Annotated in this window: 23 protein-coding genes; 17 read left to right on the top strand and 6 right to left on the bottom strand. The window is 47.5% G+C overall.

Translation table 11 applies throughout. The annotated features are described in order from the left end of the window. Window positions 1-84 precede the first annotated feature (84 nt). Genes opuAA through QRX25_RS01625 form a run of 3 tightly spaced genes read left to right on the top strand, consistent with a single transcriptional unit; the run spans window position 85 to window position 3,071 of the window. Window positions 85-1,341, top strand: a complete 1,257-nt coding sequence (gene opuAA / locus QRX25_RS01615) for a glycine/proline betaine ABC transporter ATP-binding protein OpuAA (protein ID WP_065523067.1) — start codon at window positions 85-87, stop codon at window positions 1,339-1,341. Further along, window positions 1,342-2,190: a glycine/proline betaine ABC transporter permease subunit OpuAB gene (opuAB, locus tag QRX25_RS01620; protein WP_014469707.1), complete on the top strand. Its 849-nt coding sequence runs from the start codon at window positions 1,342-1,344 to the stop codon at window positions 2,188-2,190. Continuing rightward, on the top strand, window positions 2,190-3,071 hold the full coding sequence (locus QRX25_RS01625) for a glycine betaine ABC transporter substrate-binding protein (RefSeq protein ID WP_115998252.1): 882 nt from the start codon (window positions 2,190-2,192) through the stop codon (window positions 3,069-3,071). Before opuAB ends, QRX25_RS01625 begins: the two co-directional genes overlap by 1 nt. A gap of 35 nt (window positions 3,072-3,106) precedes the next feature. On the opposite strand, the gene QRX25_RS01630 is transcribed toward QRX25_RS01625, so the two are convergent. Next, a complete protein-coding gene (locus QRX25_RS01630; RefSeq protein ID WP_212100218.1) occupies window positions 3,107-4,228 on the bottom strand; it encodes a M20 peptidase aminoacylase family protein in 1,122 nt (373 codons plus the stop codon). Between the two features lie 132 nt (window positions 4,229-4,360). On the opposite strand from QRX25_RS01630, the gene QRX25_RS01635 reads away from it, so the two are divergent. Beyond that, entirely contained in the window at window positions 4,361-5,794 is a 1,434-nt protein-coding gene (locus QRX25_RS01635) for a YfcC family protein (protein ID WP_065980654.1), read from the top strand. Window positions 5,795-5,884: 90 nt separating this feature from the next. Next, window positions 5,885-6,358, top strand: a complete 474-nt coding sequence (locus QRX25_RS01640; protein WP_038462578.1) for a DUF6773 family protein — start codon at window positions 5,885-5,887, stop codon at window positions 6,356-6,358. A gap of 37 nt (window positions 6,359-6,395) precedes the next feature. On the opposite strand, the gene QRX25_RS01645 is transcribed toward QRX25_RS01640, so the two are convergent. Next, window positions 6,396-6,770, bottom strand: a complete 375-nt coding sequence (locus QRX25_RS01645) for an RDD family protein (RefSeq protein ID WP_289707646.1) — start codon at window positions 6,768-6,770, stop codon at window positions 6,396-6,398. 3 nt (window positions 6,771-6,773) lie between these two features. Next, complete coding sequence (locus QRX25_RS01650) at window positions 6,774-7,214, bottom strand: RDD family protein (protein ID WP_249199289.1); 441 nt, start codon at window positions 7,212-7,214, stop codon at window positions 6,774-6,776. A gap of 257 nt (window positions 7,215-7,471) precedes the next feature. Here QRX25_RS01650 and QRX25_RS01655 point away from each other — a divergent pair, with 257 nt between their 5' ends. Then, window positions 7,472-8,425 carry an L-lactate dehydrogenase gene (locus QRX25_RS01655; protein ID WP_065980656.1) on the top strand — a complete coding sequence of 318 codons (954 nt, stop codon included), beginning with the start codon at window positions 7,472-7,474 and terminating at the stop codon, window positions 8,423-8,425. 43 nt (window positions 8,426-8,468) lie between these two features. Here the strand turns inward: QRX25_RS01655 and QRX25_RS01660 are convergent, their stop codons facing one another. Then, a complete protein-coding gene (locus tag QRX25_RS01660; protein ID WP_212100220.1) occupies window positions 8,469-10,001 on the bottom strand; it encodes an MDR family MFS transporter in 1,533 nt (510 codons plus the stop codon). A gap of 113 nt (window positions 10,002-10,114) precedes the next feature. Here QRX25_RS01660 and QRX25_RS01665 point away from each other — a divergent pair, with 113 nt between their 5' ends. The 3 genes from QRX25_RS01665 to QRX25_RS01675 all read left to right on the top strand — a co-directional run bounded on the left by QRX25_RS01665 (window position 10,115) and on the right by QRX25_RS01675 (window position 12,102). After that, the gene (locus QRX25_RS01665; protein ID WP_013350944.1) at window positions 10,115-10,576 is read left to right on the top strand and encodes a MarR family transcriptional regulator; all 462 of its coding nucleotides are present in this window, start codon (window positions 10,115-10,117) and stop codon (window positions 10,574-10,576) included. A 63-nt stretch (window positions 10,577-10,639) separates the two neighbouring features. Then, the gene (locus tag QRX25_RS01670; protein WP_014469715.1) at window positions 10,640-11,269 is read left to right on the top strand and encodes a LysE family translocator; all 630 of its coding nucleotides are present in this window, start codon (window positions 10,640-10,642) and stop codon (window positions 11,267-11,269) included. 68 nt (window positions 11,270-11,337) lie between these two features. Beyond that, window positions 11,338-12,102 carry a YqcI/YcgG family protein gene (locus tag QRX25_RS01675; protein ID WP_212100222.1) on the top strand — a complete coding sequence of 255 codons (765 nt, stop codon included), beginning with the start codon at window positions 11,338-11,340 and terminating at the stop codon, window positions 12,100-12,102. Window position 12,103: 1 nt separating this feature from the next. On the opposite strand, the gene QRX25_RS01680 is transcribed toward QRX25_RS01675, so the two are convergent. Continuing rightward, window positions 12,104-13,432, bottom strand: coding sequence for an amino acid permease (locus QRX25_RS01680; RefSeq protein ID WP_212100224.1), 1,329 nt, complete (start codon window positions 13,430-13,432; stop codon window positions 12,104-12,106). A gap of 123 nt (window positions 13,433-13,555) precedes the next feature. Here QRX25_RS01680 and QRX25_RS01685 point away from each other — a divergent pair, with 123 nt between their 5' ends. Together QRX25_RS01685 and nadE are read left to right on the top strand one after the other, a co-directional pair. Then, window positions 13,556-14,152, top strand: a complete 597-nt coding sequence (locus QRX25_RS01685) for a DUF1989 domain-containing protein (RefSeq protein ID WP_013350948.1) — start codon at window positions 13,556-13,558, stop codon at window positions 14,150-14,152. A 131-nt stretch (window positions 14,153-14,283) separates the two neighbouring features. Then, window positions 14,284-15,102 (top strand): NAD(+) synthase, encoded by an 819-nt coding sequence (gene nadE, locus QRX25_RS01690; protein ID WP_014469717.1) that lies wholly within the window; start codon window positions 14,284-14,286, stop codon window positions 15,100-15,102. A gap of 39 nt (window positions 15,103-15,141) precedes the next feature. Here nadE and QRX25_RS01695 read toward each other — a convergent pair whose 3' ends face one another. After that, window positions 15,142-15,930 (bottom strand): sugar phosphate isomerase/epimerase family protein, encoded by a 789-nt coding sequence (locus QRX25_RS01695; protein ID WP_212100226.1) that lies wholly within the window; start codon window positions 15,928-15,930, stop codon window positions 15,142-15,144. Window positions 15,931-16,143: 213 nt separating this feature from the next. On the opposite strand from QRX25_RS01695, the gene QRX25_RS01700 reads away from it, so the two are divergent. From QRX25_RS01700 to pruA, 6 genes are all read left to right on the top strand, one after another. Then, window positions 16,144-17,454: an MFS transporter gene (locus QRX25_RS01700; RefSeq protein WP_212100229.1), complete on the top strand. Its 1,311-nt coding sequence runs from the start codon at window positions 16,144-16,146 to the stop codon at window positions 17,452-17,454. Between the two features lie 124 nt (window positions 17,455-17,578). Next, the gene (locus QRX25_RS01705; RefSeq protein WP_045508641.1) at window positions 17,579-18,139 is read left to right on the top strand and encodes a shikimate kinase; all 561 of its coding nucleotides are present in this window, start codon (window positions 17,579-17,581) and stop codon (window positions 18,137-18,139) included. Window positions 18,140-18,312: 173 nt separating this feature from the next. Further along, window positions 18,313-19,269: an acetylxylan esterase gene (gene cah / locus QRX25_RS01710; RefSeq protein WP_212100232.1), complete on the top strand. Its 957-nt coding sequence runs from the start codon at window positions 18,313-18,315 to the stop codon at window positions 19,267-19,269. Window positions 19,270-19,338: 69 nt separating this feature from the next. Then, window positions 19,339-20,124 (top strand): nucleotidyltransferase domain-containing protein, encoded by a 786-nt coding sequence (locus QRX25_RS01715; RefSeq protein WP_212100235.1) that lies wholly within the window; start codon window positions 19,339-19,341, stop codon window positions 20,122-20,124. A 187-nt stretch (window positions 20,125-20,311) separates the two neighbouring features. Next, window positions 20,312-21,223 carry a proline dehydrogenase family protein gene (locus tag QRX25_RS01720; RefSeq protein WP_088613813.1) on the top strand — a complete coding sequence of 304 codons (912 nt, stop codon included), beginning with the start codon at window positions 20,312-20,314 and terminating at the stop codon, window positions 21,221-21,223. Between the two features lie 18 nt (window positions 21,224-21,241). Further along, window positions 21,242-22,789 (top strand): L-glutamate gamma-semialdehyde dehydrogenase, encoded by a 1,548-nt coding sequence (gene pruA / locus QRX25_RS01725; RefSeq protein WP_212100238.1) that lies wholly within the window; start codon window positions 21,242-21,244, stop codon window positions 22,787-22,789. The last annotated feature ends 56 nt before the right edge of the window (window positions 22,790-22,845 follow it).

Genomic DNA, 22,845 nt, shown 5'->3' on the forward strand with positions numbered 1-22,845 from the left:
ACAAAATAAAAGGGATTATGATGTTTGTTTGACTTATTACAAACGTGTTACGGTATTAAAGATTGCTTATAATGGAGGGAAAATATGAATTCGGATGAGAAACCAATTAAGATAAAAGTCGAAAATGTATCTAAGGTTTTCGGAAAACAGACAAAAAAAGCCATTCAGATGCTGTCCAGCGGAAAAAACAAAAAAGAGATCCTGAAAGCGACCGGATCAACCGTTGGTGTCAATCAAGCAAACTTTGATGTATATGATGGGGAGATATTTGTCATCATGGGTCTATCGGGGAGCGGTAAATCAACTTTAGTGCGGCTGTTAAACCGGCTTATTGAACCGACTGCCGGGAATATCTATATTGATGGTGACATGATAACAAATATGTCAAAAGACCAGCTCCGGGAAGTGCGCCGGAAAAAAATCAGCATGGTCTTTCAAAAATTTGCACTGTTTCCGCACAGAACGATTCTTGAAAATACGGAATACGGTTTGGAGCTCCAAGGCGTTGACAAAAAAGAGCGTGAGCAAAAAGCGCTTGATTCGCTTAAACTTGTCGGTCTTGAAGGCTTTGAACACCAATTCCCTGATCAGCTCAGCGGAGGAATGCAGCAGCGTGTCGGCCTTGCCCGCGCATTGACGAATGATCCTGACATTCTTCTGATGGATGAAGCCTTCAGTGCGCTTGATCCGCTGATCCGCAAAGATATGCAGGATGAGCTTTTAGATCTTCATGACTCTGTCGGCAAAACGATTATCTTCATCACGCATGACCTTGATGAAGCATTGCGCATCGGCGACAGAATCGTGCTGATGAAAGACGGTAACATCGTTCAGATCGGGACACCTGAAGAAATTCTGATGAGCCCGTCGAATGAATACGTTGAAAAATTCGTAGAAGACGTAGATTTATCTAAAGTACTGACAGCGGGCCACATCATGAAGCGCGCTGAAACTGTGCGGATTGACAAAGGACCTCGTGTAGCGCTGCAGCTGATGAAGAACTTAGGTATTTCTTCCATCTACGCCGTTGATAAACAAAAAAAGCTACTCGGCGTCATTCACGCGGCGGATGCGAAAAAAGCGGTCGAATCCGACTTATCGCTGCAGGATATTTTAAATACTGAATTTACGACTGTGCACGAAAGCACATACTTGACGGAAATTTTCGATGTCGTGTCTGATGCGAATATTCCGATCGCCGTCACGGACGATAAAGGCCGCATGAAAGGCATTGTCGTAAAAGGCGCATTAATCGGCGCGCTTTCAGGCAATAACGATTATATAAATGTTGAAGATTCTGCTGAACAAGCTCAGGATTCTTCTGTTCAGGGGGTGAAGTAAATGGACAGATTGCCTAGAATTCCGTTAGCAGATATCGTTGACCGGTTTGTTGACTGGCTTACTATGACGTTCGGGGGTTTCTTTGACGGAATCTCAAACGGATTAGCCGCTTTCGTAAACGCGATTGTGAGCGGGCTGGGTTTCATCCCGTCTATTTTATTGACTGTGATTTTTGCAGCTCTTGCTTGGTGGATCAGTACGAGAGGAATTGCACTCTTTACGTTAATCGGATTCCTTGTTATTGATTATTTGGGCTATTGGTCGCCGATGCTGCAAACATTGGCGCTTGTCGTAACATCTGTTTTGATTTCCATTATTATCGGGGTTCCGATCGGCGTGTGGGCGTCTCAGAAAGAAACGGTCCGCCGCATTGTCACACCGATTCTCGATTTAATGCAGACCATGCCGGCCTTCGTATACTTGCTGCCTGCGATTTTCTTCTTTAATATCGGCGTTGTGCCGGGCGTCGTGGCATCAGTTATTTTCGCGATGCCTCCGACGATCCGCATGACGGTTCTCGGTATTAAACAAGTTCCGGCTGATCTGATTGAAGCGACGGAAGCATTCGGTTCAACGACGTCTCAGCGTCTGTTCAAGGTACAGCTTCCGCTTGCCACAAAAACAATTCTTGCCGGTATTAACCAAAGCATCATGCTTGCGTTATCAATGGTCGTTATCGCGGCCATGGTAGGTGCGCCGGGTCTCGGTTCTGAAGTATACAGCGCCGTGACACAATTGAAAACCGGTGTCGGAGTAGAAGCGGGTATCGCGATCGTTATCGTCGCGATTACGCTTGACCGTATTACGCAAAACATTAAAGTGAAGAAAAAGAGCAGGGGGAATGCCTGATGCTTAAGAAAATCATCGGTGTCGGCGTTACCGCTGCGCTGGCTCTTTCTTTGGCCGCCTGCGGTTCGCAGACTGATGGTCAAGCTACGGCTGCGTCCCAGGTGAACAAAACCATTATCGGTATTGACCCGGGTTCGGGAATCATGGCTTTAACGGATGAGGCCGTGAAGGATTACGGATTGAAAGACTGGAACGTCGTGACAGCATCAAGCGCCGCCATGACCGCGACATTGAAGAAATCATATGACCGGAAGAAGCCGATCATCGTAACGGGCTGGACGCCGCACTGGATGTTCTCCAGATATAAGCTGAAGTTCCTTGATGATCCGAAAAAAACGTACGGAACTGCCGAGCAGATTCATACGATTACAAGAACCGGCTTCAGTAAGGAACAGCCCAACGCGGTCAAAGTTCTCAGCCAGTTCCAATGGACGCAGGACGATATGGGAGAAGTCATGATTGCCGTTGAAGAAGGCGAAAAGCCGGCGAAAGCCGCTGCTGATTATGTGAAAAAACATAAAGATCAAGTGGCTCAATGGACAAAAGGCGCTCATAAAGTAAAAGGTGATAAAATCAACCTGGCTTATGTGGCGTGGGACAGTGAAATCGCCAGTACGAATGTAGTCGGAAAGGTATTGCAAGACCTTGGCTATGACGTGAAGCTGACGCAAGTGGAAGCAGGCCCGATGTGGACTGCGGTTGCGACAGGCAGCGCGGATGCGTCATTGTCTGCTTGGCTTCCGAACACCCATAAAGCTTATGCGTCTAAATATAAAGGCAAATATGAAGATGTAGGAACGAGTCTGACAGGCGTCAAGATGGGTCTGGTCGTTCCTCAATATATGAAAAACGTCAATTCAATTGAAGATTTGAAGAAGTAATGAAGAAAAGCAGCCCCGTGCCGGGCTGCTTTTTTTTATGCTTCAAACGATGCGAGGACGGCGGCTGTTAATATCTCGACGCCGGTAAAGATGGCGCTTCGGTCAAATGTCATATGGGGATGGTGAAGCCCCGGCTGCAGCCCGCACCCAAGACCGAGCATCGTCGTTTTCAAGTTCGGCACCTTCAACCCGTAAAAGTGAAAATCCTCTCCTCCGGTCGTCACGAGAGGCTCATCAACATGTTCTTCTCCGAGAATGCCGCTTATCGCAGCCGCCATGATGGCTTCCGCTTCTTTGTTCCGCTCGGCTGCCGGGAGGCTGTGTTCTTTTTGCAGTTCGATTTTTGCGCCGAATGCGGCAGCCGCCGCCTCACAGGCTCTTTCTGTTTCAGCGGTCAATTTTTCCATGGCGGCATTGGTTTGGGCGCGGAGATCAAGGCTGAAGGATGCTTTTCCCGGGATGATATTGGAACTCTCTCCGCCTGCCTGAAGCTTTGTCATCTTCACGGAATGCGGGATGCCGGGATCAAGATGAATGAAGCTCAGCTTTTGCACGAGAAGGGCGGCGATTTCGATACTGTTAAGACCGAGATGCGGCCTCGCGCCGTGGGCTTCTTCTCCAATAATCAGGCCTTCGATATGCTGGCTTGAGCCATGCAGAATGGACGGCGCGCATCGGCCGTTTGCCGTTTCCTGTACGGGGCGTACGTGCACCCCGTATAAGAAGTCAACATCATCAAGCACTCCTTTTTCAATCATTTTCAGCGCTCCGCCGCCTTTTTCTTCAGCCGGCTGAAAAATAAAGCGGATGGTGCCCTTCGGAAGCTTCCGCTGACGCTTTAAAAGCATCATCGTGCCGAGCGCCATGGTCATATGTGAATCATGTCCGCATGAGTGGTTCGCCTGAAAGACACCGTCCACTTCCTGCCACAGCGCGTCAATATCCGCCCGGACAGCCACGACAGGTGAACCTTCTCCGATTTCGCCGATCACCCCGGTACAATCATCAAACGTGCGGGTCCGGCAGCCTGCTTCTTTCAGTTTTTCAGTCAGATATTCAGTTGTTTGATATTCTTTCCAGCTTACTTCGGGATGGGCGTGCAGGTGGTTAAAAATATCTATAATGACTTGTTTATCATGCTCAGTCAGTCTGTTCATGCCGTAAGTCCTCCTTCAAAAGCTGTCTGTTTTTTATTTTTGATATTGAAAACAGGCAATCAGTCTGTATATAATATAGCACATATCTGTATTTTCTGAATAGTTTATAAATTTTAGCGGGATGGTGATGTTATGGCTGTGCCGAAGGCCGAACCTGTATTAAAAAAGAAGAAATCGTTTGTGATGCCCGATGCTTACGTTCTGCTTTTCATTGTCGCTTTACTATGTGCGTTAGCGTCGTACATCGTTCCCGCGGGGGAATTCGACAGGGTGACAAAGGGCAGTGTGACGTCGGCCGTCCCGGGAAGCTATCATTCTCTGGAGCAGTCTCCGGTCAGCCCGATCGCTTTTTTCACCGCGATTCAGGAAGGGATGACAAGTTCCGCACCGATTATCTTTTTAATCCTCTTTACAGGGGGCACCATTGCGATTTTGGAAAAAACGGGCGCCATCAATGGATTGATCAATAATGTCATCAGTACGTTCCGCACAAAACAGCTGCTGTTTATTGCGATTGTCGGCGCCTTATTTTCGATCCTCGGCACAACCGGCATAGTCGTCAATTCCGTGATCGGTTTTATCCCGATCGGTCTGATTGTCGCCCGTTCTCTGAAATGGGATGCCGTGGCCGGAGCGGCCGTCATTTATATCGGCTGTTATGCCGGATTTAACGCAACGATATTATCTCCTTCGCCGCTCGGGTTATCACAAAGCATCGCGGAGCTGCCGCTGTTTTCGGGCATCGGCCTGCGGATTGCCGTCTATATTTGTTTTCTGCTTTCTTCTATTTTATATATATATCGGTATACGAGAAGGCTCAGGAAATCAAAAGACGCCAGTCTGTTGGGGAACGATTGGTTTCCGGCGGCAGGTTCAATCCCGCAGGTATCTGAGCCGGAGGACAAACAAGTCCCGTTCACTGTCCGGCATAAGCTGATTCTCGCTGTTGCGGCTTTGTCGCTTGCCGGCTTTTTGTACGGCGCGCTGACCCTTGGCTGGTCTGATTCAGAAATGGCCGCCGTGTTTATTTTTATCTCGATCGTGTCCGGCCTGATTGCGGGAATGGCGGCAAATGATATCGCAAAAACGTTTATCACGGGCTGCCAGGGGCTCGTTTACGGAGCACTGATCGTCGGAATGGCGAGAAGCATTTCCGTTATTCTTGAACACGGAAAGCTGCTTGATACGGTAGTCAATGGACTTGCGTCACTGCTGCACGGTTTCAGCCCGATGGCGGGCGCAATCGGAATGTATATTTCCAGCGCTCTGCTTCATTTTTTGATTTCATCAGGGTCGGGGGAGGCGGTCGTATTTATTCCGATCTTGGCGCCGCTTGCTGATCTGATGGGCATCACGAGACAGGTTGCGGTTGAAGCGGTCATGCTCGGAGAAGGCGTCGTAAACTGTGTCAATCCGACTTCCGGCGTGCTGATGGCCGTATTGGCCGCAAGCGGCATTCCGTACGTAAAGTGGCTTCGTTTTATGGTCCCGCTGGCGCTGATCTGGTTTGTGATCGGCCTTGTGTTTATCTGCATAGGCGTCCTGATCAAATGGGGTCCTTACTAAACATTTTGTCAATGATATTTCGGTTTATCATTATGAATCGGCAGGATATAATGAAGTTGTAAGCCATTCATAAAAGTACGGGAGGAAGTCATCAATCAGCGTAGGAACAGACTTTCAAACGTGAATGGAAAGAGTGAGAGTGTGAGAGAGAAAGAACGAATGATTTGGTCAGAAGTCGGAATGCTTATGGGCACACTGTCTTTGCTTGACATCATTGTACGCGGACTTGTCCTGAACTGTCCGTTTAGGGAATGGGCCGGAAGCTTGGCGGTTTTCTTCATTATAATCGTTTATTATTGCATCAGAGCAGCTGCATCGGGGATTTTGCTGCCGGCTATTCATTCTGAAGCAGCATTGAAAAAACAAATCAGACGGCAAATGGGAGAAACGCTTGCCGTTGCCGTTATCATTACGCTGATCACCATGTATGACCAAGGAATCCCGCATCACTTTACAGGATGGCTGAAATTGATTGCATTATTTCTCGTATGCAGCATCTTCATATTTCTGGTCCGTTATGTTGCAGTAAGGCTGATTTATAGAAGATCTCGCAAAAAAAGCTGACAAATGAGCCCTGCTTGGTTTCAAGCAGGGACTTGCTTTATATGTTGGCCGATTTTGTCCGTGCTTTTGCAATGTATGTATGAGCGGCTAAATCATGTACACTCTGTGAGCGATTTTTAAAGAGAAACAAAAAGTATAACAGCGGGCTAGCGCAATACACGAAAATCGTAAAATAGCGGATAAATGCCTGCTTAAAAGAAATGTTCCCGCGGGACTTTTCATCGGCGACACGCAGCCTGAAAATGAACAGTCCGATCGTTCCTTTCATTTTTGTAAGCGGCATCAGCATCGGATACAGAATAATCATCACAAATTCAGAGATCAGCACGGCCCACAAGGCTTCATCGGTCAGTTTCGCGATATAAAGGATGACTGATACAATGATAATCACATCTAACAGGACAGCCGGAATGCGCTAATAGAACTTTCCGGCATCGGGAAGCGGTTCGGATGACTGGACATCCGGTGATTTCCTGAGAACTGCGGTGCCGGCCGCCATATCGTGAACTGCCTGCGCTTTTTCTGTAAAGTGCACCGTAATAAACGGCAGAACAGAGAGAAAGTGAAGAAGGGATACAAAAAATCTGCCGACAGCTTGCCCGAATGAAATTCTGCTCCCATCATGCGCTTTTACCACCTTCAGTTTAAAGAGGTAAGCGCCGATCGTTCCTTCAAGCGGAGTAAGCGGCATCAAAATATAGCAAAGCACAATCAAGCCGGTAAAAATGAAGAAAAAAGAAGTGCTGAGCGGTCTCCCGGCATATAAGGTGATTGGCACAAGCAGAATGAATAGGTACATGAGCAGAAGGTCAACCAAAAAAGCCGCCATCCGTTCACCTATATTTGCATAATTCATGATTCATTATTCTCCTTTCGTACAGTAAAAAGACAACAAATCACATTTTATAGTCAGATTTCCTTTTTTAGAATAGGTATTTTTTCCTCATTTTCTCATATATGACACCATAACTATTCATTTATTCCTTTCAGTTGGAAAGAATAAAAAAATAAAACTTTTCTCTTGCAAAAGTTTGTGAAGTATTGCACAATATAAATGTGAAATACTTCACAATATAAAAACAGACACCACGAAACACTGGAGGATGAGCATACATGATGAACGAACGAGTGAACAAAGTAGCATTAATCGGAGCAGGTTTTGTTGGAAGCAGTTATGCATTTGCGTTAATTAACCAAGGGATCACGGATGAGCTTGTGATCATTGATGTAAATAAAGAAAAAGCCATGGGAGATGTCATGGATTTAAATCACGGAAAGGCATTTGCGCCTCATCCGGTAAAAACTTCTTACGGCACATATGAGGATTGCGGGGATGCCGATATTGTGTGCATTTGTGCCGGAGCCAACCAAAAACCGGGCGAAACGAGACTTGAGCTGGTCGAAAAAAATCTCGCCATTTTCAAAAGCATTGTCGGTGAAGTCATGGCAAGCGGATTTGACGGCATCTTCCTCGTTGCCACAAACCCGGTCGATATTCTTACTTATGCGACGTGGAAATTCAGCGGCCTGCCGAAAGAACGCGTCATCGGCAGCGGTACGACACTTGATTCTGCGAGATTCCGTTATATGCTGAGTGAATACTTCGGCGCCGCTCCGCAAAACGTACACGCACACATTATCGGCGAGCACGGAGATACCGAGCTTCCTGTATGGAGTCACGCCAATATCGGCGGAGTGCCGGTGCAGCAATTACTGGAGAAAAATGCAGCTTACAAGCAGGACGAGCTGGATCAGATTGTTGAAGATGTGAAAAACGCGGCCTACCATATTATTGAGAAAAAAGGCGCGACATATTACGGAGTGGCGATGAGCCTCGCCCGCATCACAAAAGCGATTTTGCGTAATGAAAACAGCATTCTAACCGTCAGCACATATTTGGACGGGCAATACGGAGTCAACGATGTCTTTATCGGCATTCCGGCCGTCGTCAATCGGAACGGCATCGCCGGTGTGACGGAACTTGAGCTGAATGAAACAGAACAGGCTCAATTCATCCGCAGCGCAAACGTGCTGAAAGATATTCTCGCTCCGCATTTTGCAGAGTAAACACAAAAAAGCAGTACATGACAAACGCCATGTACTGCTTTTTTTAATTCGCTTTTTTCGCCATTTCCTGAGAGGTTTTCACTCTCGCTTTTCCCATAAACAAAACGGTAACGGCCGCAATGACGATCGGCACCAGAGCAAGGGTAAATACATATGTGATGCTTTGAGACATTGCGTCAATAATTTTATCCAGAATCTGCGGCGGAATATGAGCGCGCGTGCCGGCCTGGAAGATTTCCTGAGGATTTCCGATGTTCTGCATCGCGCCGCCCGCTCCTTTCATGCCGCTGAAAGAATCTGTCAGCTTGTTGGTAAATACATTCGTCTGGATGGTTCCGAAAATCGTCACACCGAGCGTCATGCCGAATGATCTTAAGAACGAGTTTGTTGAGTTGGCGCTTCCGCGGTAGCGCGGCTCGAGGTCGTTCATGGACGCTGCCGGCAGCAATGAGAAGTTGAAGCCGACGCCGAATCCGGAGATCAGCATGAATACCGTCAGCATCGTACGCGCCGTATCCGGAGTCATATTCGAAAGCAGCAGCATTCCGATAAAGAAAGCGACCACGGAAATCAGCATTAAATTACGGAACCGCACTTTCGTTTGGAAAATCCCGCCGATCATACTTCCGATAACAGAACCGATCATCATCGGCGTCAAAATAAAGCCCGCGCTTGTCGCGGTGCTTCCGTACACAGCCTGAACGAAAATCGGGATAAACACCGCCAAAATCACAAATGTGGCTCCGTAAAGGAAAGCCAAAATCTGAGCGGTGGCAAATAAACGGTTTTTAAACATCCAAAATGAAATAATCGGTTCTTCCGCTTTTCTTTCCACAATAAAAAAGGCGATAAAGAACACGGCGAACACAGCGAACAGACCGATGATCTGAACAGAGTTCCAATCATATGTTTTTCCGCCGAGCTCAAGAGCGAACATCAGACCGACAATGGAAACGACCAGCGTAATCGCACCGGCCCAGTCGATTTTCTGCTTCTTGTGCTCAAGTGATTCTTTATAATAACGAAGAATGAAGAACAGTGATAAAATGCCGATCGGCACGTTGATGTAAAACACCCAGTGCCAGCTGATGGAGTCGGTAATGAGCGCGCCTAAAAGCGGTCCGAGAACGCTGGACAGGCCGAAAACGGCACCGAACATACCCGACATTTTTCCGCGTTTTTCCGGCGGAAATAAATCAAAAATAATCGTGAAGGCGATCGGCATCAGCGCGCCTCCGCCGATTCCCTGAATGACGCGGTAAATAATGAGCTGGTCCATTGTTTGGGCGATTCCGCATAATGCGGATCCGATTAAGAAAAGAATAAGACCGAATAAAAAGAAACGTTTCCGTCCGTACATATCGGACAGTTTTCCGTAAATCGGCATACCGGCCATAACGGCTACCATGTATGATGCCGTCACCCACGCGAACTTATCGAAACTTCCGAGGTCCCCCACGATATTTCCCATCGCAGTGGCAACGATTGTATTATCCATAGCCGACATTAAAATGCCCAGCAAAAGACCGATGACGACAAACTTTGTCGAGGCGTCCTTCGCGGCTGTTTGTTCCATGCTTTTTCCTCCTATACTTACTTTTGATCATTAAATTTGCTATGATCATATTAGATTTGCCGAAAATTATCTTGATCGTCAAGATAAATTGATTTTATAGGGAGGCCTGTCAGTTGTCAACAAGAAATACCAGAAGCGAGACGGAGGAAACCGCCATACAGTTATTCCGGAAGATGGCCACAAGGACAATCCTTTTTCATCAGGCGGCCGCTCAATCTCTCGGTCTGTTTCCGACCGATTTGAAATCAGCTGATATTTTAAATGAAGCAGGCCCGATGACCGCGGGCGAGCTTGGGAAAAAAACCGGCCTCAGCACAGGCTCGGTAACGGCGCTCATTGACCGGCTTGAAAAAGCGGGATATGTCATGAGAAAAAAAGATCCCGAAGACAAACGGCGGGTGATCATTGTGCCGCTGACAGCGGGAAAAGCGAATGTGAAGCAATTGTTCAGCTCCTTATCCCAGTCCACGGTCAGTCTTTGCCGGCAATATAAAGAAGAAGAACTGCATCTGATATTCGATTTTCTCAAAAAAGTGACGGATATTATGGAAGATGAACTTGAGAAATTAAAATAATATATCATAGCCCGGCCCATTCATGAATAATTTGTACAAGTTGCATGAATGAGGAGGAAGCCAATGAACATCTTTTTAAGCTACATCGTTCTCGGGCTGTCATTGTCAGCACCTGTCGGCCCGGTCAACGCGGCGCAAATTGACAAAGGCATCAAAAACGGCTTTTGGCATGCATGGATTTTCGGTCTTGGCGCCATGGCGGCAGACGGGCTTTATATGATTCTGATTTATTTCGGGCTGTCCCAATTTTTGACGGCTCCATTTGTTAAAACGTTTTTGTGGCTCTTCGGTTTTTTCGTGCTGACCTATACGGGAGTCGAGACGTTAAAAAATATAAGGGAAGCCATGAATGTCAGAAGCGGAAAAGGAAAACCGGCATTTTACAAAACATTCGGCGCGGGGTTTTTTATTTCTCTTTCCAATCCGCTGAGCATTTTATTCTGGCTCGGCATTTACGGCAGCATTCTTGCCAAAACCGCTGAATCCTTCGATGCGAACCAGCTTTTGATTTACAGCTCCGGGATTCTTCTCGGCATTTTGATCTGGGATTTCTGTATGGCGATCGCCGCGAGCACTTTCAGAAATCTCCTTCATGAAAAAGCGCTTCGCTGGCTGACGGGAGCGGCGGGTGTGTCTTTGATCGTTTTTGGGTTTTATTTCGGATGGCAGGGGATTCAAATGCTCATCTCATAAAGAGAAAGAACTGTCACTCATCGCCTATCTCCATCATAACGTATCATGACGATACTGGAGGTGGGCAGATGGCAAGCGTGCTGTACACAAAAAGTTGCCTTGAGGAAAATTTATTGGATCTGCCAAATTGGCAGAGAATCGCTTTTGAGCTTCTATCAGAAAAAGTAGGCGATGAAGCGGACACATTTCCGTGCATTCCCGGCCGCCAGGGATTTCTGACAGATCAGCTCCGGATATCCTTTGCGGGTGATCCTCGTGATCGGGGAACCCCGGAGGAAGTGGGGCTGCTGCTGTCCGAGTACGGAAAGATCTCAAGGAAAACCGGAAGATACGCGTCGCTGCTTGTGATTTTTGATACGCCAGAGGATTTAGCCGAGCACTATTCCATTGAGGGGTATGAAGAGCTGTTCTGGTCTTTTTTAAACCGGCTGAGCGGCTGCGACCCGAAAGACTGGCCGGAAGACATGCCGGAAGATCCTGAACATTATAAATGGGAGTTCTGCTTTGACGGCGAGCCGTATTTTATTCTGTGCGCAACGCCTGCGCATGAAGCGAGACAAAGCAGAAGCTTCCCGTTTTTTATGCTGGCGTTTCAGCCAAGATGGATTTTCGAAGGATTAAATGATTCAACCGCGTTCGGACGCAATATGAGCCGGCTGATCAGAAAACGATTAGAGGCATATGACGAAGCCCCTCTTCATCCCCGATTAGGGTGGTACGGAGGAAAAGACAATTTAGAATGGAAGCAATATTTCCTCCGTGATGATGAGAAGCAAGTGTCAAAGTGTCCCTTTTCTTATTTGAAAAGACTGTTTAAACCGACGACGAAATAAGCTATGATCCGGCAGGGCTGTGTCCCTGCTTTTTTTGTACGATCCATGTCACGATCGCAATGATGGCGAGAAAACAGAGACTGACCAGAAAACCGGGCCGGCTTGATTTTTCAAACAGTGTCCCGGAGACGGCCGCGATGATCAGCACCAGGGCGATAAAAATCTGTGTGGTTCCCATCTTTGTCGGTTCGGTCAGTTTCTTGCTTGAGAATAAAATGAACAGCCACGTATAAAGAAGCATCAGACCCGCCGCGGTTGTCATGTGTTCATATATATTTTTCGGCAGCACCAATGACAGTATGATGGAGACGATAAGCCCGGCAAAAGTCAATCCGAGCGCAGGCCAGCAGATCTTTTTGTTTTCCTTTAATCTGAAGCATTTCGGCGCGTCTCCGTCATCAGCCATTGTACAAAGCAATGTCGTCACGGCAAACAGCGAGGCGACAAGCGTAGAAAATCCCGCAATAATAAAAATCCCGTTAAAAATATCAAGAATGACATCTAAATGAAAGCCTTTCAGCGACGTAATAAACGGGCTGTCCTGTTCGGTGAATTTGCCGAGCGGAACCAACAGCAGCGCCAGGCCGAGAGAAATAACGTAAATCACCGCAAGAACGATAAGCATCAGTCTGCCTGATTTTGAAGCTTCTTCCGGCTTTTTCAAATGTACGGTCATCAGCCCCAAGACTTCAATTCCTCCGAAAGCGTAAAACGCATAAATCAGCCCCGTCCATAAACCCATCGCTCCGTGCGGGAACAAATCCTTTGTTTCATTCGGCACCTGCACATCCGGCTTGTGAGAAAATATACCGCACAGCGCCAAAACGGCGATGACGATAAACATAAAAATCGCCGCAGTCTTTACAACAGCGAGCACGTGCTCCGTTTTTTGAAAAACGGACAGCCCCGTAAAAATAATCAAAAGACCGAGCACCGCATAGATGGAGGCGAAGATCCACAGCGGCACATTCGGAAACCAATGCTTCGTAAACAGCGAGATCGCTGTCAGCTGGCTCCCGGTGATCAGCATTTCGGACGACCAGTACACCCACCCGTTGCTGAAACCGGCCCAAGAGCCGAAAGCCTTTCTCGCATAAGCGCAAAAAGACCCCTTTTCGGGCTGTTTAGCCGAAAGCTTCGCGAGCTGTTCAAAGACAAAATAGGTGCCGAGTCCGGCAATCAGAAATGAGATCAGCGCGGAATATCCGCTTTTGACAATAGCGATACTGGACCCGAGAAAAAAGCCCGTCCCGATTGTGCAGCCGACGCCGATTAAGGAGAGCTGCCACCAAGCGAGATTTCCTTTAGGCTGGTCCTGTGATTTACCCATGAAATTCAACCCCTTTATCAAAGCTTAGATTGCTGCTGGCCGAACGGGAATATACATCCAATTAATTGCTTTACATGAAACAAACGGCCGGGGTTCATAATAGAAGAAAAAAGGAGCAGTCTGATGACACAGCAATTTATCGTACCGCCGAAAAAAGGGCTCGGCCTGAAGGTTCACAAAGGGCAGATTATAAAAGTAGTCGATGTGGAAGGACAGCAGGTGGCTGACTTTACGGCATATCATGCCAAGGACTTTTATGAGCATCTTGATCAGGGCGCGACGATCGATGCCAACCAGTCCATCAATGTGAAAACGGGCGATCATATTTATTCAAATTTATACAAGCCGATGCTGACGCTGATTGAAGATACAGTCGGCAAGCATGACCTGCTGCTCCCCGCCTGCCGCCCGGATATGAACAGGCTTTTGTACGGAAAGCATAAAGATGAGCTCCAGGATACGTGCTATGACAATATGAGCGGAGCGCTTGAGCAATTCGGGGTGCCGCGGCCGCATATGCATTACCCTTTCGCCATCTTCATGAACACGGTGCTTGATGAGAAAGGGAACTTGTCAGTCGAAACGCCCCTGTCCGACGCCGGCGATTATGTACGGCTCCGGGCGGAAATGGATCTTGTCGTCGCGTTTTCCTCCTGCCCGATTGAAAAAGGAAAATGCAACGGCGACAGCATCACTGCGCTGCGGGTGGAAATCAGCTGATCCCGGTGTATTTGATTCACTTAAAATCTGCACCTGTGCTATATTTAACAGAGTCGTACATAGTGGCATGATTCATTTTCAGCATGAACGGGAAATGAATCAAAAGAAACAATGCAGGAGGAGTGATTGGGATGAGCATCCAGAAACAAATTATGAATGATCTCCATGTAAAGCCCTCAATTGATCCGAAACAAGAAATTGAGGACAGAGTAAACTTTCTGAAACAATATTTGAAAAAAACAGGTGCCAAAGGCTTTGTGCTCGGCATCAGCGGGGGCCAGGATTCCACGCTTGCGGGACGCCTCGCCCAAATGGCGGCTGAGAGCATCAGAGAGGAAGGCGGAAACGCGGAATTTATCGCCGTCCGTCTTCCGCACGGCACACAGCAGGATGAGGATGACGCCCAAATGGCGCTCAAATTCATTAAGCCTGATAAATCATGGACGTATGATATTAAGCCCGCTGTCAGCGCGTTCGCCGATCAGTACAAAAAAGAAACCGGCGATCAGCTGTCTGACTTTAACAAAGGAAATGTAAAAGCCAGAATGAGAATGATCGCTCAATATGCCGTCGGCGGACAAGAGGGGCTGCTTGTCATCGGAACTGACCATGCGGCTGAGGCAGTGACCGGCTTCTTCACGAAATACGGTGACGGCGGAGCTGATCTGCTGCCGCTAACGGGCTTAACGAAACGCCAGGGCAGACGTTTATTAGAAGAGCTCGGCGCGCCGGAACGCCTGTATTTAAAATTACCGACAGCTGATCTGCTCGATGACAAACCGCAGCAGACTGACGAGACCGAACTCGGCATCACATACAATGACATTGATGACTATTTAGAAGGCAAGGACGTTTCTTCTGAAGTAATTGAGGCGCTGGAAAAACGCTACCTCAGTTCGGAGCATAAGCGCCAGGTGCCGGCATCGATGTTTGATGATTGGTGGAAATAGAATGAAAAAACCTCCCTTTCAAAAAGGGAGGTTTTTTTATTACTTATGAAAGCAGTGTTTCATCTCATTCAGAGATTCTTTAATATGCACTTCAGCATGACGACCGAAGTATTCGAGTGACACGAATCCGCCGTATTGCCTGTTCATCAGTTCATTCAGTAAGGGTTCCTGCTGTAAATCGCCTTGCAGAACAGACACCGGCTTGCTGAGATACCAGTTGTCAAAATTCCAATGATAGTTTTTTAAGTGAATATGGCTGACGGCATGATACAGTTTTTCCAAAGCGGCCATTTGATCAATGTGATTGACGTGAAGGTTGGAGCCGTCAAAAATGATGCGGACCCGCGGATGACCGACATCCTCTAAAAATGCCAGCGCCGCCTCCGGTGTATCCGCGTACGTATCGTAATGAATCTCAAGCCCGATATCGGCTTCATAACTGTCAGCGAGTCGTGCCGCCTCCTGAAATTGATCAACCGCACGCTCCCACTTTTCCGGTGACGTCCGGTGCGAAGCCAGATTGCCCGCAAAGACTCTGATCAAGGGGCTGTGAAGCTGCCGCGCCGCGCTTAATGCCCTTTGAACATCTTTTAACGCCTGCCTTTCATCCTGAGAGACGAAGTCAGTGTACAAGCTGACAGCCGGCACCCCGATGCCTTCCTCCTGAAGCTGCTGATCAAGCCTGTCGAGCGGGCCGATTTCCTTAATATATTGTTTGACGTGGCCGTACCACAGTTCGATACCGTCAAAGGAGTGCTCCTTCGCGAAAGAAATGACGTCGAGAATATGCTTTTTTTTAAACCCCGTCGTGCAAAAGCTCAGTTTCATCGGTAATCCTCCCGTTAACTGTCTATCATATGTGTACTTTTTCCCCCGGCACGATACGGATAAACAGAAGAAAAGGGTAAACACTTTTTTTATGAGGGCGGTTCACCTGCATCATCCGTGCACAAATTGTTTAACGCTTTTTTGCGTCAAAGTATTAAATAATTACCCGAAGTATTGTACAATGGATGTCATTCGAGTAAGGGGGAGAAGCGATTGAAAAATGAAACGGAGCTGAAGGACTTCAGTCCCATCCGCAATAAACCGACTCGCGCTCGTTATGTGATACTGGTTCTTTTGTTTTTTATCACTGCGATTAATTATATAGACCGTGCCAGTGTATCTATCGCCGCCCCGTCCATTCAGACATCGCTGCATATAAGCCCCGCGCTCTTGGGCGTCGTATTTTCCGCGTTCAGTTGGACCTATACGGGAATGCAGATTCCGGGCGGGCTCATTTTGGACAAATTCGGGTCTAAACGGACGTACGGAATTTCATTAGTTGTCTGGTCGGTTTTCACCGGAGTACAGGCTTTTGCAGCCAGTTTCGGATTTTTATTCGGCTGCCGCCTGATTATCGGGCTGGCTGAATCGCCTGCGTTTCCCGCAAACAACCGGATTGTCACGACATGGTTTCCAAGGCGTGAACGCGCCTTTGCGACGGGTGTTTATACGGCGGGGGAATATGTCGGGCTCGCGTTCGCCACACCGGTTTTATTCTGGATTTTAACGGCATTTGACTGGCGCGCCGTCTTTATTTCTTCGGGGGTGCTCGGGCTTGTTTTCTCCATTTTCTGGTTTAAGATGTATCAGGAGCCGAACCGGTATCGGAAAGTGAATCGTGAGGAGCTTGATTATATTAAAGAAGGAGGCGGACTGACAGAGGTGTCTGAATCAGCCGGCAGGATCACGTGGGCGGATTTCGTCCGGCTACTTAAATACCGCAAGCTTGTCGGCTTGTATATCGGCCAATTCGCTGTAGCCTCCACGCTGTTCTTCTTTTTGACATGGTTTCCGACTTATCTGGCGGAGGCAAAGCACATGGCCTTCTTAAAAGTCGGCTTCACCGCATCAATCCCGTATATCGCCGCCTTTTTCGGCGTATTGTTCGGCGGATTTTGGTCTGACGGCATGATGAAACGGGGCGTGTCGGCGAACGTTGCCCGGAAAACGCCCGTCATCCTCGGTCTTCTGCTGACAGGCTCCATCGTTCTCGCGAATTTTACGGATTCTTCTCCTGCGGTTTTGACGATTCTATCCATTGCTTCTTTCGCGCAGGGCATGTCCAATATATCTTGGACGATGCTGAGTGAGGTGGCGCCGAGCGAGACAATCGGTTTGGCAGGAGGCGTGTTTAACTTTTTCGCCAATATGGCCGGTATCATCACGCCGCTTATCATCGGGTTTATCGTCTCCGCGACCGGTTCATATAACGGAGCGATTCTGTTTGTCGGCGCTGTCGCTTTTATTGGGGCATTTTCTTATATTTTCATTGTCGGAAAGGTCGAACGCATTACGCTCCGATAGAAAGAAAAACTCATCTCTTTTTGTTGAGGATGGGTTTTCTTTCATTCAGTATCTCTATATTTCAATATTGAGTTATCATATAATAAACATAACTTTTTCATTCCTTAGGAGGATTTCGCCGAAGATGAACGCAAAACGTGCCATTCCCGTAAGAGAAAGAAATATCGTACTGATCGGATTCATGGGTGTCGGAAAGACAACAATCGGCCAGCTGGTTGCTAAAAAATTATACAGAGATTTCATTGATATTGATTTGCAGATTGAGAAAGATTTCAATATGTCCATTCCCGAAATGTTTGAGAAAAAGGGTGAAGCCTTTTTCCGTCAGACTGAAAAGGATTATATATTAGATATTTGCCGCAATACGAAATTCAAGATCGTTTCGCTTGGGGGCGGTTCGTTTAAACAAGAGGAAATCAGACAATGCTGCCTTGAAAACTGTCTCGTGCTCCATCTTGATTTGTCATGGGAGAATTGGAAGCAGCGGGCTGACCTGCTGATTGAAAGCCGTCCCGTTCTGCATAACCGTTCCATGGAGGAAATGCAGCAGCTCTTTAACGAGCGCAAAAGCATCTATGATAAACATAATTCAAAAGTGGCGACTGATAATCTGGAACCTGAAGAAATTGCCGATTATATCGTCGAAACGTTAAAAATCGGCTGGGACCTGTATCAGCCGATGTAAAAAGAGCCGTGACGCTGTGTGCGCACGGCCGTTTTTCTATTTTAAACAAACGTTTGATAAAAAGTGAATGCGTCAGCCGATGATTTATAAAAATGTTTAGAAAATAAGTGTGAAATCGTGTTAAGATAGAGTCAGAAAATTAAATCTTATAAAACAAAGGGGAATAATCGGATATGCAATTATACGACTTGCCGCTTGACCAACTGCAAACCTATAAACCAAATAAAACCGCTTCTCATGACTTTGCGGATTTTTGGGCATCATCATTACATGAGCTTGCAAAGGAAAAGGCAAAGCCTGAATTGACGCCTGAAAGCTATCCGGCTGACGGCGTTAAAGTATTCCGGCTGAAATACCGGAGCTTCGGCAAGGCGGAAATTGAGGGATGGTACGCCGTTCCCGACCGAAAAGGACCGCATCCGGCCATCGTGAAATATCACGGCTACAACGCGAGCTATGACGGGGACATCCATGATATCGTAAATTGGGCGCTGCACGGATATGCTGCGTTTGGCATGCTTGTCCGCGGCCAGCACAGCAGCACAGATACAAGCGTCTCACCGCACGGACACGTTCCCGGCTGGATGACGAAAGGAATTTTAGATAAAGATACATATTATTACCGCGGAGTGTACTTGGACGCCGTACGGGCTTTGGAAGTCATCAGCGGCTTTGACGAAGTCGATGAAACGAGAATCGCCGTTATCGGCGGGAGTCAGGGAGGCGGGCTGTCAATCGCCGCGGCGGCACTATCTGACATTCCGAGAGCGGTTGCAGCCGATTATCCTTACTTAAGCAATTTTGAGCGGGCGATTGATGTCGCTCTTGATGAGCCGTATCTTGAGATCAACTCCTTTTTCAGAAAAAACGGCAGCCCGGAAACAGAGAAGGCCGCGATGAATACACTGGCCTATTTTGATATCATGAATCTGGCAGACCGCGTAAAGGCTCCGGTTCTCATGTCCATCGGACTGATTGACCGCGTGACTCCGCCGTCGACGGTATTTGCCGCTTATAACCATCTGGAAACGGAAAAAGAATTGAAGGTTTACCGGTATTTCGGTCATGAATACATACCTTCTTTCCATACGGAAAAGCTGGCCTTTCTGAAAGCGCATCTGAAAGGCTGATAACAGCGAAAGCCCAAGTTTTACATTTGGGCTTTTTTCAGGAATGATGACGGAAAAGGACGGATACAAATGAAACAAAGGATCATCGAAGAATTAAAACGAATTGAGGCACAGCACGACGTTAAGGTGCTTTACGCCGTAGAATCGGGAAGCCGCGCATGGGGATTTCCGTCAAGCGACAGCGACTACGATGTACGGTTTCTCTATGTGCCGAAAAAAGAATGGTACTTTTCCATTGAACCGCATAGGGATGTCATAGAAGAGCCGATCCATGACATGCTTGACATCAGCGGCTGGGAACTGAGAAAAGCGCTGCGGCTCTTTAAAAAATCAAATCCGCCTCTTTTGGAATGGCTCTCTACTGAGATGATCTATTACGAAGCTTTCTCAGCGGCTGAAAAGCTCCGAAAACTGAAAACCCGCGCCTTCTCGCCCGAAGCCGGCATCCATCATTATCTCAATATGGCAAAACGGAATGAAAAAACGGAATTGCGGGGCGGTGAAGTGAAGATTAAAAAGTACTTTTATGTCCTGCGGCCTCTCCTCGCCTGCAGATGGATTGAAACGTTCGGCTCCGTGCCCTCGATGTCTTTTCCCGTACTGGCGGATGCCCTATTGACGGATGAAGCGCTCATTTCTGAAATCAATTCACTGCTTACAAGGAAAAAAAGCGGTCAGGAACTGGCTCCGGAACCCAAAAATACGATCATTCACGCGTTTATAGAAGAGGAAATAGAACGCATCGGGCAATATGCCAAAACGATAAAAACTCCGAAATCCGATTTAACGGAAGAACTGAATCAGCTATTGATTCAGACCGTTGAAGAGGCATGGGAGCAAAAAGACGGAAATTGACGATTTCTGTCATTTCCGTCCGCCTTTTTTCGGCATAAAATGCCTGCTCTCTAAGAAGCTGATTGTGGTAAAACCACAAAAATTTATCAGAATCTTTGTATTTTTAGAATATTGTGAGAGGATGTTTTGTCCATTTACAATAGACTCATACAAATACTTCTTAGATTGCGGGGTGTTAAGGTTGGAAGTGATTACAAGAGATTTTTTCTTATTTTTATCCAAGAGCAGCTTTCTCAATAAGATGGCGAGAAACTGGGGAAGCCGCGTGGCAGCCGGCAAAATCATCGGAGGAATGGATTTCCGCAGTTCTATCCCGACAATCCGACATTTGAACAGCCAGGGGCTGTCTGTTACTGTCGATCATTTAGGGGAATTTGTCAACAGCGGTGATGTTGCAAAAGAACGCACCGAGGAGTGCATGCAGACCATCGCTTTAATCGCTGATGAACAGCTGAATTCCCAAGTGTCATTAAAAATGACGTCTTTAGGTCTTGATATAGATCTCGATCTCGTCTATGAAAATATGACGAAAATCCTCCAGACAGCGGAAAAACATAAAGTCATGGTGACGATTGACATGGAGGATGAAACGAGATGCCAGAAAACGCTGGATATCTTTAAAGACTTCCGAAGCCGGTATGAATACGTAAGCACCGTGGTACAGGCTTATCTGTACAGAACGGAGAAGGATCTTGATGACCTTGGCCCGCTGAATCCGTTTCTGCGCCTTGTCAAAGGAGCCTATAAAGAATCGGAAAAGGTGGCCTATCCTGAAAAAAGCGACGTAGATGAAAATTATAAAAGACTCATCCGCAAACAGCTTTTAAAAGGACATTATACGGCAATTGCCACGCATGACGACAAGATGATCGATTTTACAAAGCAGCTTGTCAAAGAGCACGGCATTCCGAACGACCGCTTTGAGTTTCAGATGCTGTACGGCATGCGCTCGCAAACCCAGCTCAGCCTTGTGGAAGAAGGATACAACATGAGAGTCTACCTGCCTTACGGCGATGACTGGTACGGCTATTTCATGAGACGGCTCGCTGAACGCCCCTCAAACATCGCATTCGCCTTTAAAGGAATGACAAAGAAGTAAAAAAAGGGAGAGATGACAATGACTACACCTTATAAACACGAACCATTCACGAATTTCCAAGATCAATCAAACGTTGAAGAATTCAAGAAAGCGCTTGCAACCGTAAACGAGTATCTGGGAAAAGATTATCCGCTCGTCATCAACGGTGAAAAAATAGAGACGGAAGCAAAAATCGTATCCATTAACCCTGCAGACAAAGAAGAAGTCGTCGGAAAAGTGTCAAAGGCATCTCAGGAGCATGCCGAGCAGGCAATCGAAGCAGCCGCTAAAGCGTTTGAGGAATGGAGATACACATCCCCTGAGGAAAGAGCGGCTGTTCTGTTCCGCGCGGCTGCCAAAGTCCGCCGCAGAAAGCACGAATTCTCCGCCCTGCTCGTCAAGGAGGCGGGAAAGCCTTGGAACGAAGCTGATGCGGATACGGCGGAAGCCATCGACTTTATGGAATACTACGCGCGCCAGATGGTTGAATTGGCAAAAGGCAAGCCGGTCAACAGCCGCGAAGGCGAAAAGAACCAATATGTCTACACACCGACAGGCGTAACGGTCGTCATTCCGCCATGGAACTTCCTCTTTGCAATTATGGCGGGAACGACAGTAGCACCGATCGTAACGGGCAACACGGTCGTTCTTAAACCGGCAAGCGCGACACCGGTCATCGCGGCAAAATTCGTAGAAGTGCTTGAAGAATCAGGCCTTCCGAAGGGCGTTGTCAACTTTGTGCCGGGAAGCGGAGCGGAAGTGGGAGACTATCTCGTCGATCACCCGAAAACAAGCATCATTACATTTACGGGATCACGTGAAGTCGGTACGAGAATTTTCGAACGCGCGGCAAAAGTGCAGCCGGGGCAGCAGCATCTGAAACGCGTCATTGCTGAAATGGGCGGTAAAGATACGGTTGTTGTTGACGAAGATGCGGACATTGAATTGGCGGCGCAATCCATTTTCACATCAGCATTCGGCTTTGCGGGACAAAAGTGTTCTGCCGGATCCCGCGCGGTTGTGCATGAAAAAGTATACGATGCCGTTCTTGAGCGCGTCATCGAAATCACTGAATCAAAAGTGACGGCAAGCCCTGACAGCGCTGACGTGTATATGGGCCCTGTCATTGACCAAGGTTCTTACGACAAGATCATGAGCTACATTGAAATCGGAAAAGAAGAAGGCCGTTTAGTAAGCGGCGGCACCGGAGATGATTCAAAAGGCTACTTCATCAAGCCGACGATCTTCGCTGACCTTGATCCGAAAGCCAGACTCATGCAGGAAGAGATTTTCGGTCCGGTCGTTGCGTTTTCTAAAGTGTCAAACTTTGATGAAGCGCTGGAAGTGGCCAACAATACCGAATACGGTTTGACAGGAGCGGTCATTACAAATAACCGCAAACATATTGAACGGGCGAAACAGGAGTTCCATGTCGGCAACCTGTACTTCAACCGCAATTGTACGGGAGCGATTGTCGGCTACCATCCGTTCGGAGGCTTCAAAATGTCCGGAACGGATTCAAAAGCGGGCGGCCCGGATTACTTGGCCCTTCACATGCAGGCGAAAACAATCAGTGAAATGTTTTAAGCGGGACTGAATGGGCACCTCCTCGCGGGGGGTGTCCATTTCACCATAAATATATA

This window comes from Bacillus sp. L381 (assembly GCF_030284525.1).
GTDB lineage: Bacteria > Bacillota > Bacilli > Bacillales > Bacillaceae > Bacillus > Bacillus amyloliquefaciens.

Bases quoted from the DNA above. Each gene is read 5' to 3' on its own strand.
- QRX25_RS01660 (WP_212100220.1), bottom strand. From the start codon at position 10,001: ATGGAACAAACAGCCGCGAAGGACGCCTCGACAAAGTTTGTCGTCATC.
- QRX25_RS01650 (WP_249199289.1), bottom strand. From the start codon at position 7,214: ATGAATTATGCAAATATAGGTGAACGGATGGCGGCTTTTTTGGTTGAC.
- QRX25_RS01705 (WP_045508641.1), top strand. From the start codon at position 17,579: ATGAACGCAAAACGTGCCATTCCCGTAAGAGAAAGAAATATCGTACTG.
- QRX25_RS01675 (WP_212100222.1), top strand. From the start codon at position 11,338: ATGGCAAGCGTGCTGTACACAAAAAGTTGCCTTGAGGAAAATTTATTG.
- QRX25_RS01680 (WP_212100224.1), bottom strand. From the start codon at position 13,432: ATGGGTAAATCACAGGACCAGCCTAAAGGAAATCTCGCTTGGTGGCAG.
- nadE (WP_014469717.1), top strand. From the start codon at position 14,284: ATGAGCATCCAGAAACAAATTATGAATGATCTCCATGTAAAGCCCTCA.
- QRX25_RS01695 (WP_212100226.1), bottom strand. From the start codon at position 15,930: ATGAAACTGAGCTTTTGCACGACGGGGTTTAAAAAAAAGCATATTCTC.
- QRX25_RS01715 (WP_212100235.1), top strand. From the start codon at position 19,339: ATGAAACAAAGGATCATCGAAGAATTAAAACGAATTGAGGCACAGCAC.
- cah (WP_212100232.1), top strand. From the start codon at position 18,313: ATGCAATTATACGACTTGCCGCTTGACCAACTGCAAACCTATAAACCA.
- QRX25_RS01625 (WP_115998252.1), top strand. From the start codon at position 2,190: ATGCTTAAGAAAATCATCGGTGTCGGCGTTACCGCTGCGCTGGCTCTT.
- pruA (WP_212100238.1), top strand. From the start codon at position 21,242: ATGACTACACCTTATAAACACGAACCATTCACGAATTTCCAAGATCAA.
- QRX25_RS01670 (WP_014469715.1), top strand. From the start codon at position 10,640: ATGAACATCTTTTTAAGCTACATCGTTCTCGGGCTGTCATTGTCAGCA.
- QRX25_RS01685 (WP_013350948.1), top strand. From the start codon at position 13,556: ATGACACAGCAATTTATCGTACCGCCGAAAAAAGGGCTCGGCCTGAAG.
- QRX25_RS01630 (WP_212100218.1), bottom strand. From the start codon at position 4,228: ATGAACAGACTGACTGAGCATGATAAACAAGTCATTATAGATATTTTT.
- QRX25_RS01635 (WP_065980654.1), top strand. From the start codon at position 4,361: ATGGCTGTGCCGAAGGCCGAACCTGTATTAAAAAAGAAGAAATCGTTT.
- QRX25_RS01655 (WP_065980656.1), top strand. From the start codon at position 7,472: ATGATGAACGAACGAGTGAACAAAGTAGCATTAATCGGAGCAGGTTTT.
- opuAA (WP_065523067.1), top strand. From the start codon at position 85: ATGAATTCGGATGAGAAACCAATTAAGATAAAAGTCGAAAATGTATCT.
- opuAB (WP_014469707.1), top strand. From the start codon at position 1,342: ATGGACAGATTGCCTAGAATTCCGTTAGCAGATATCGTTGACCGGTTT.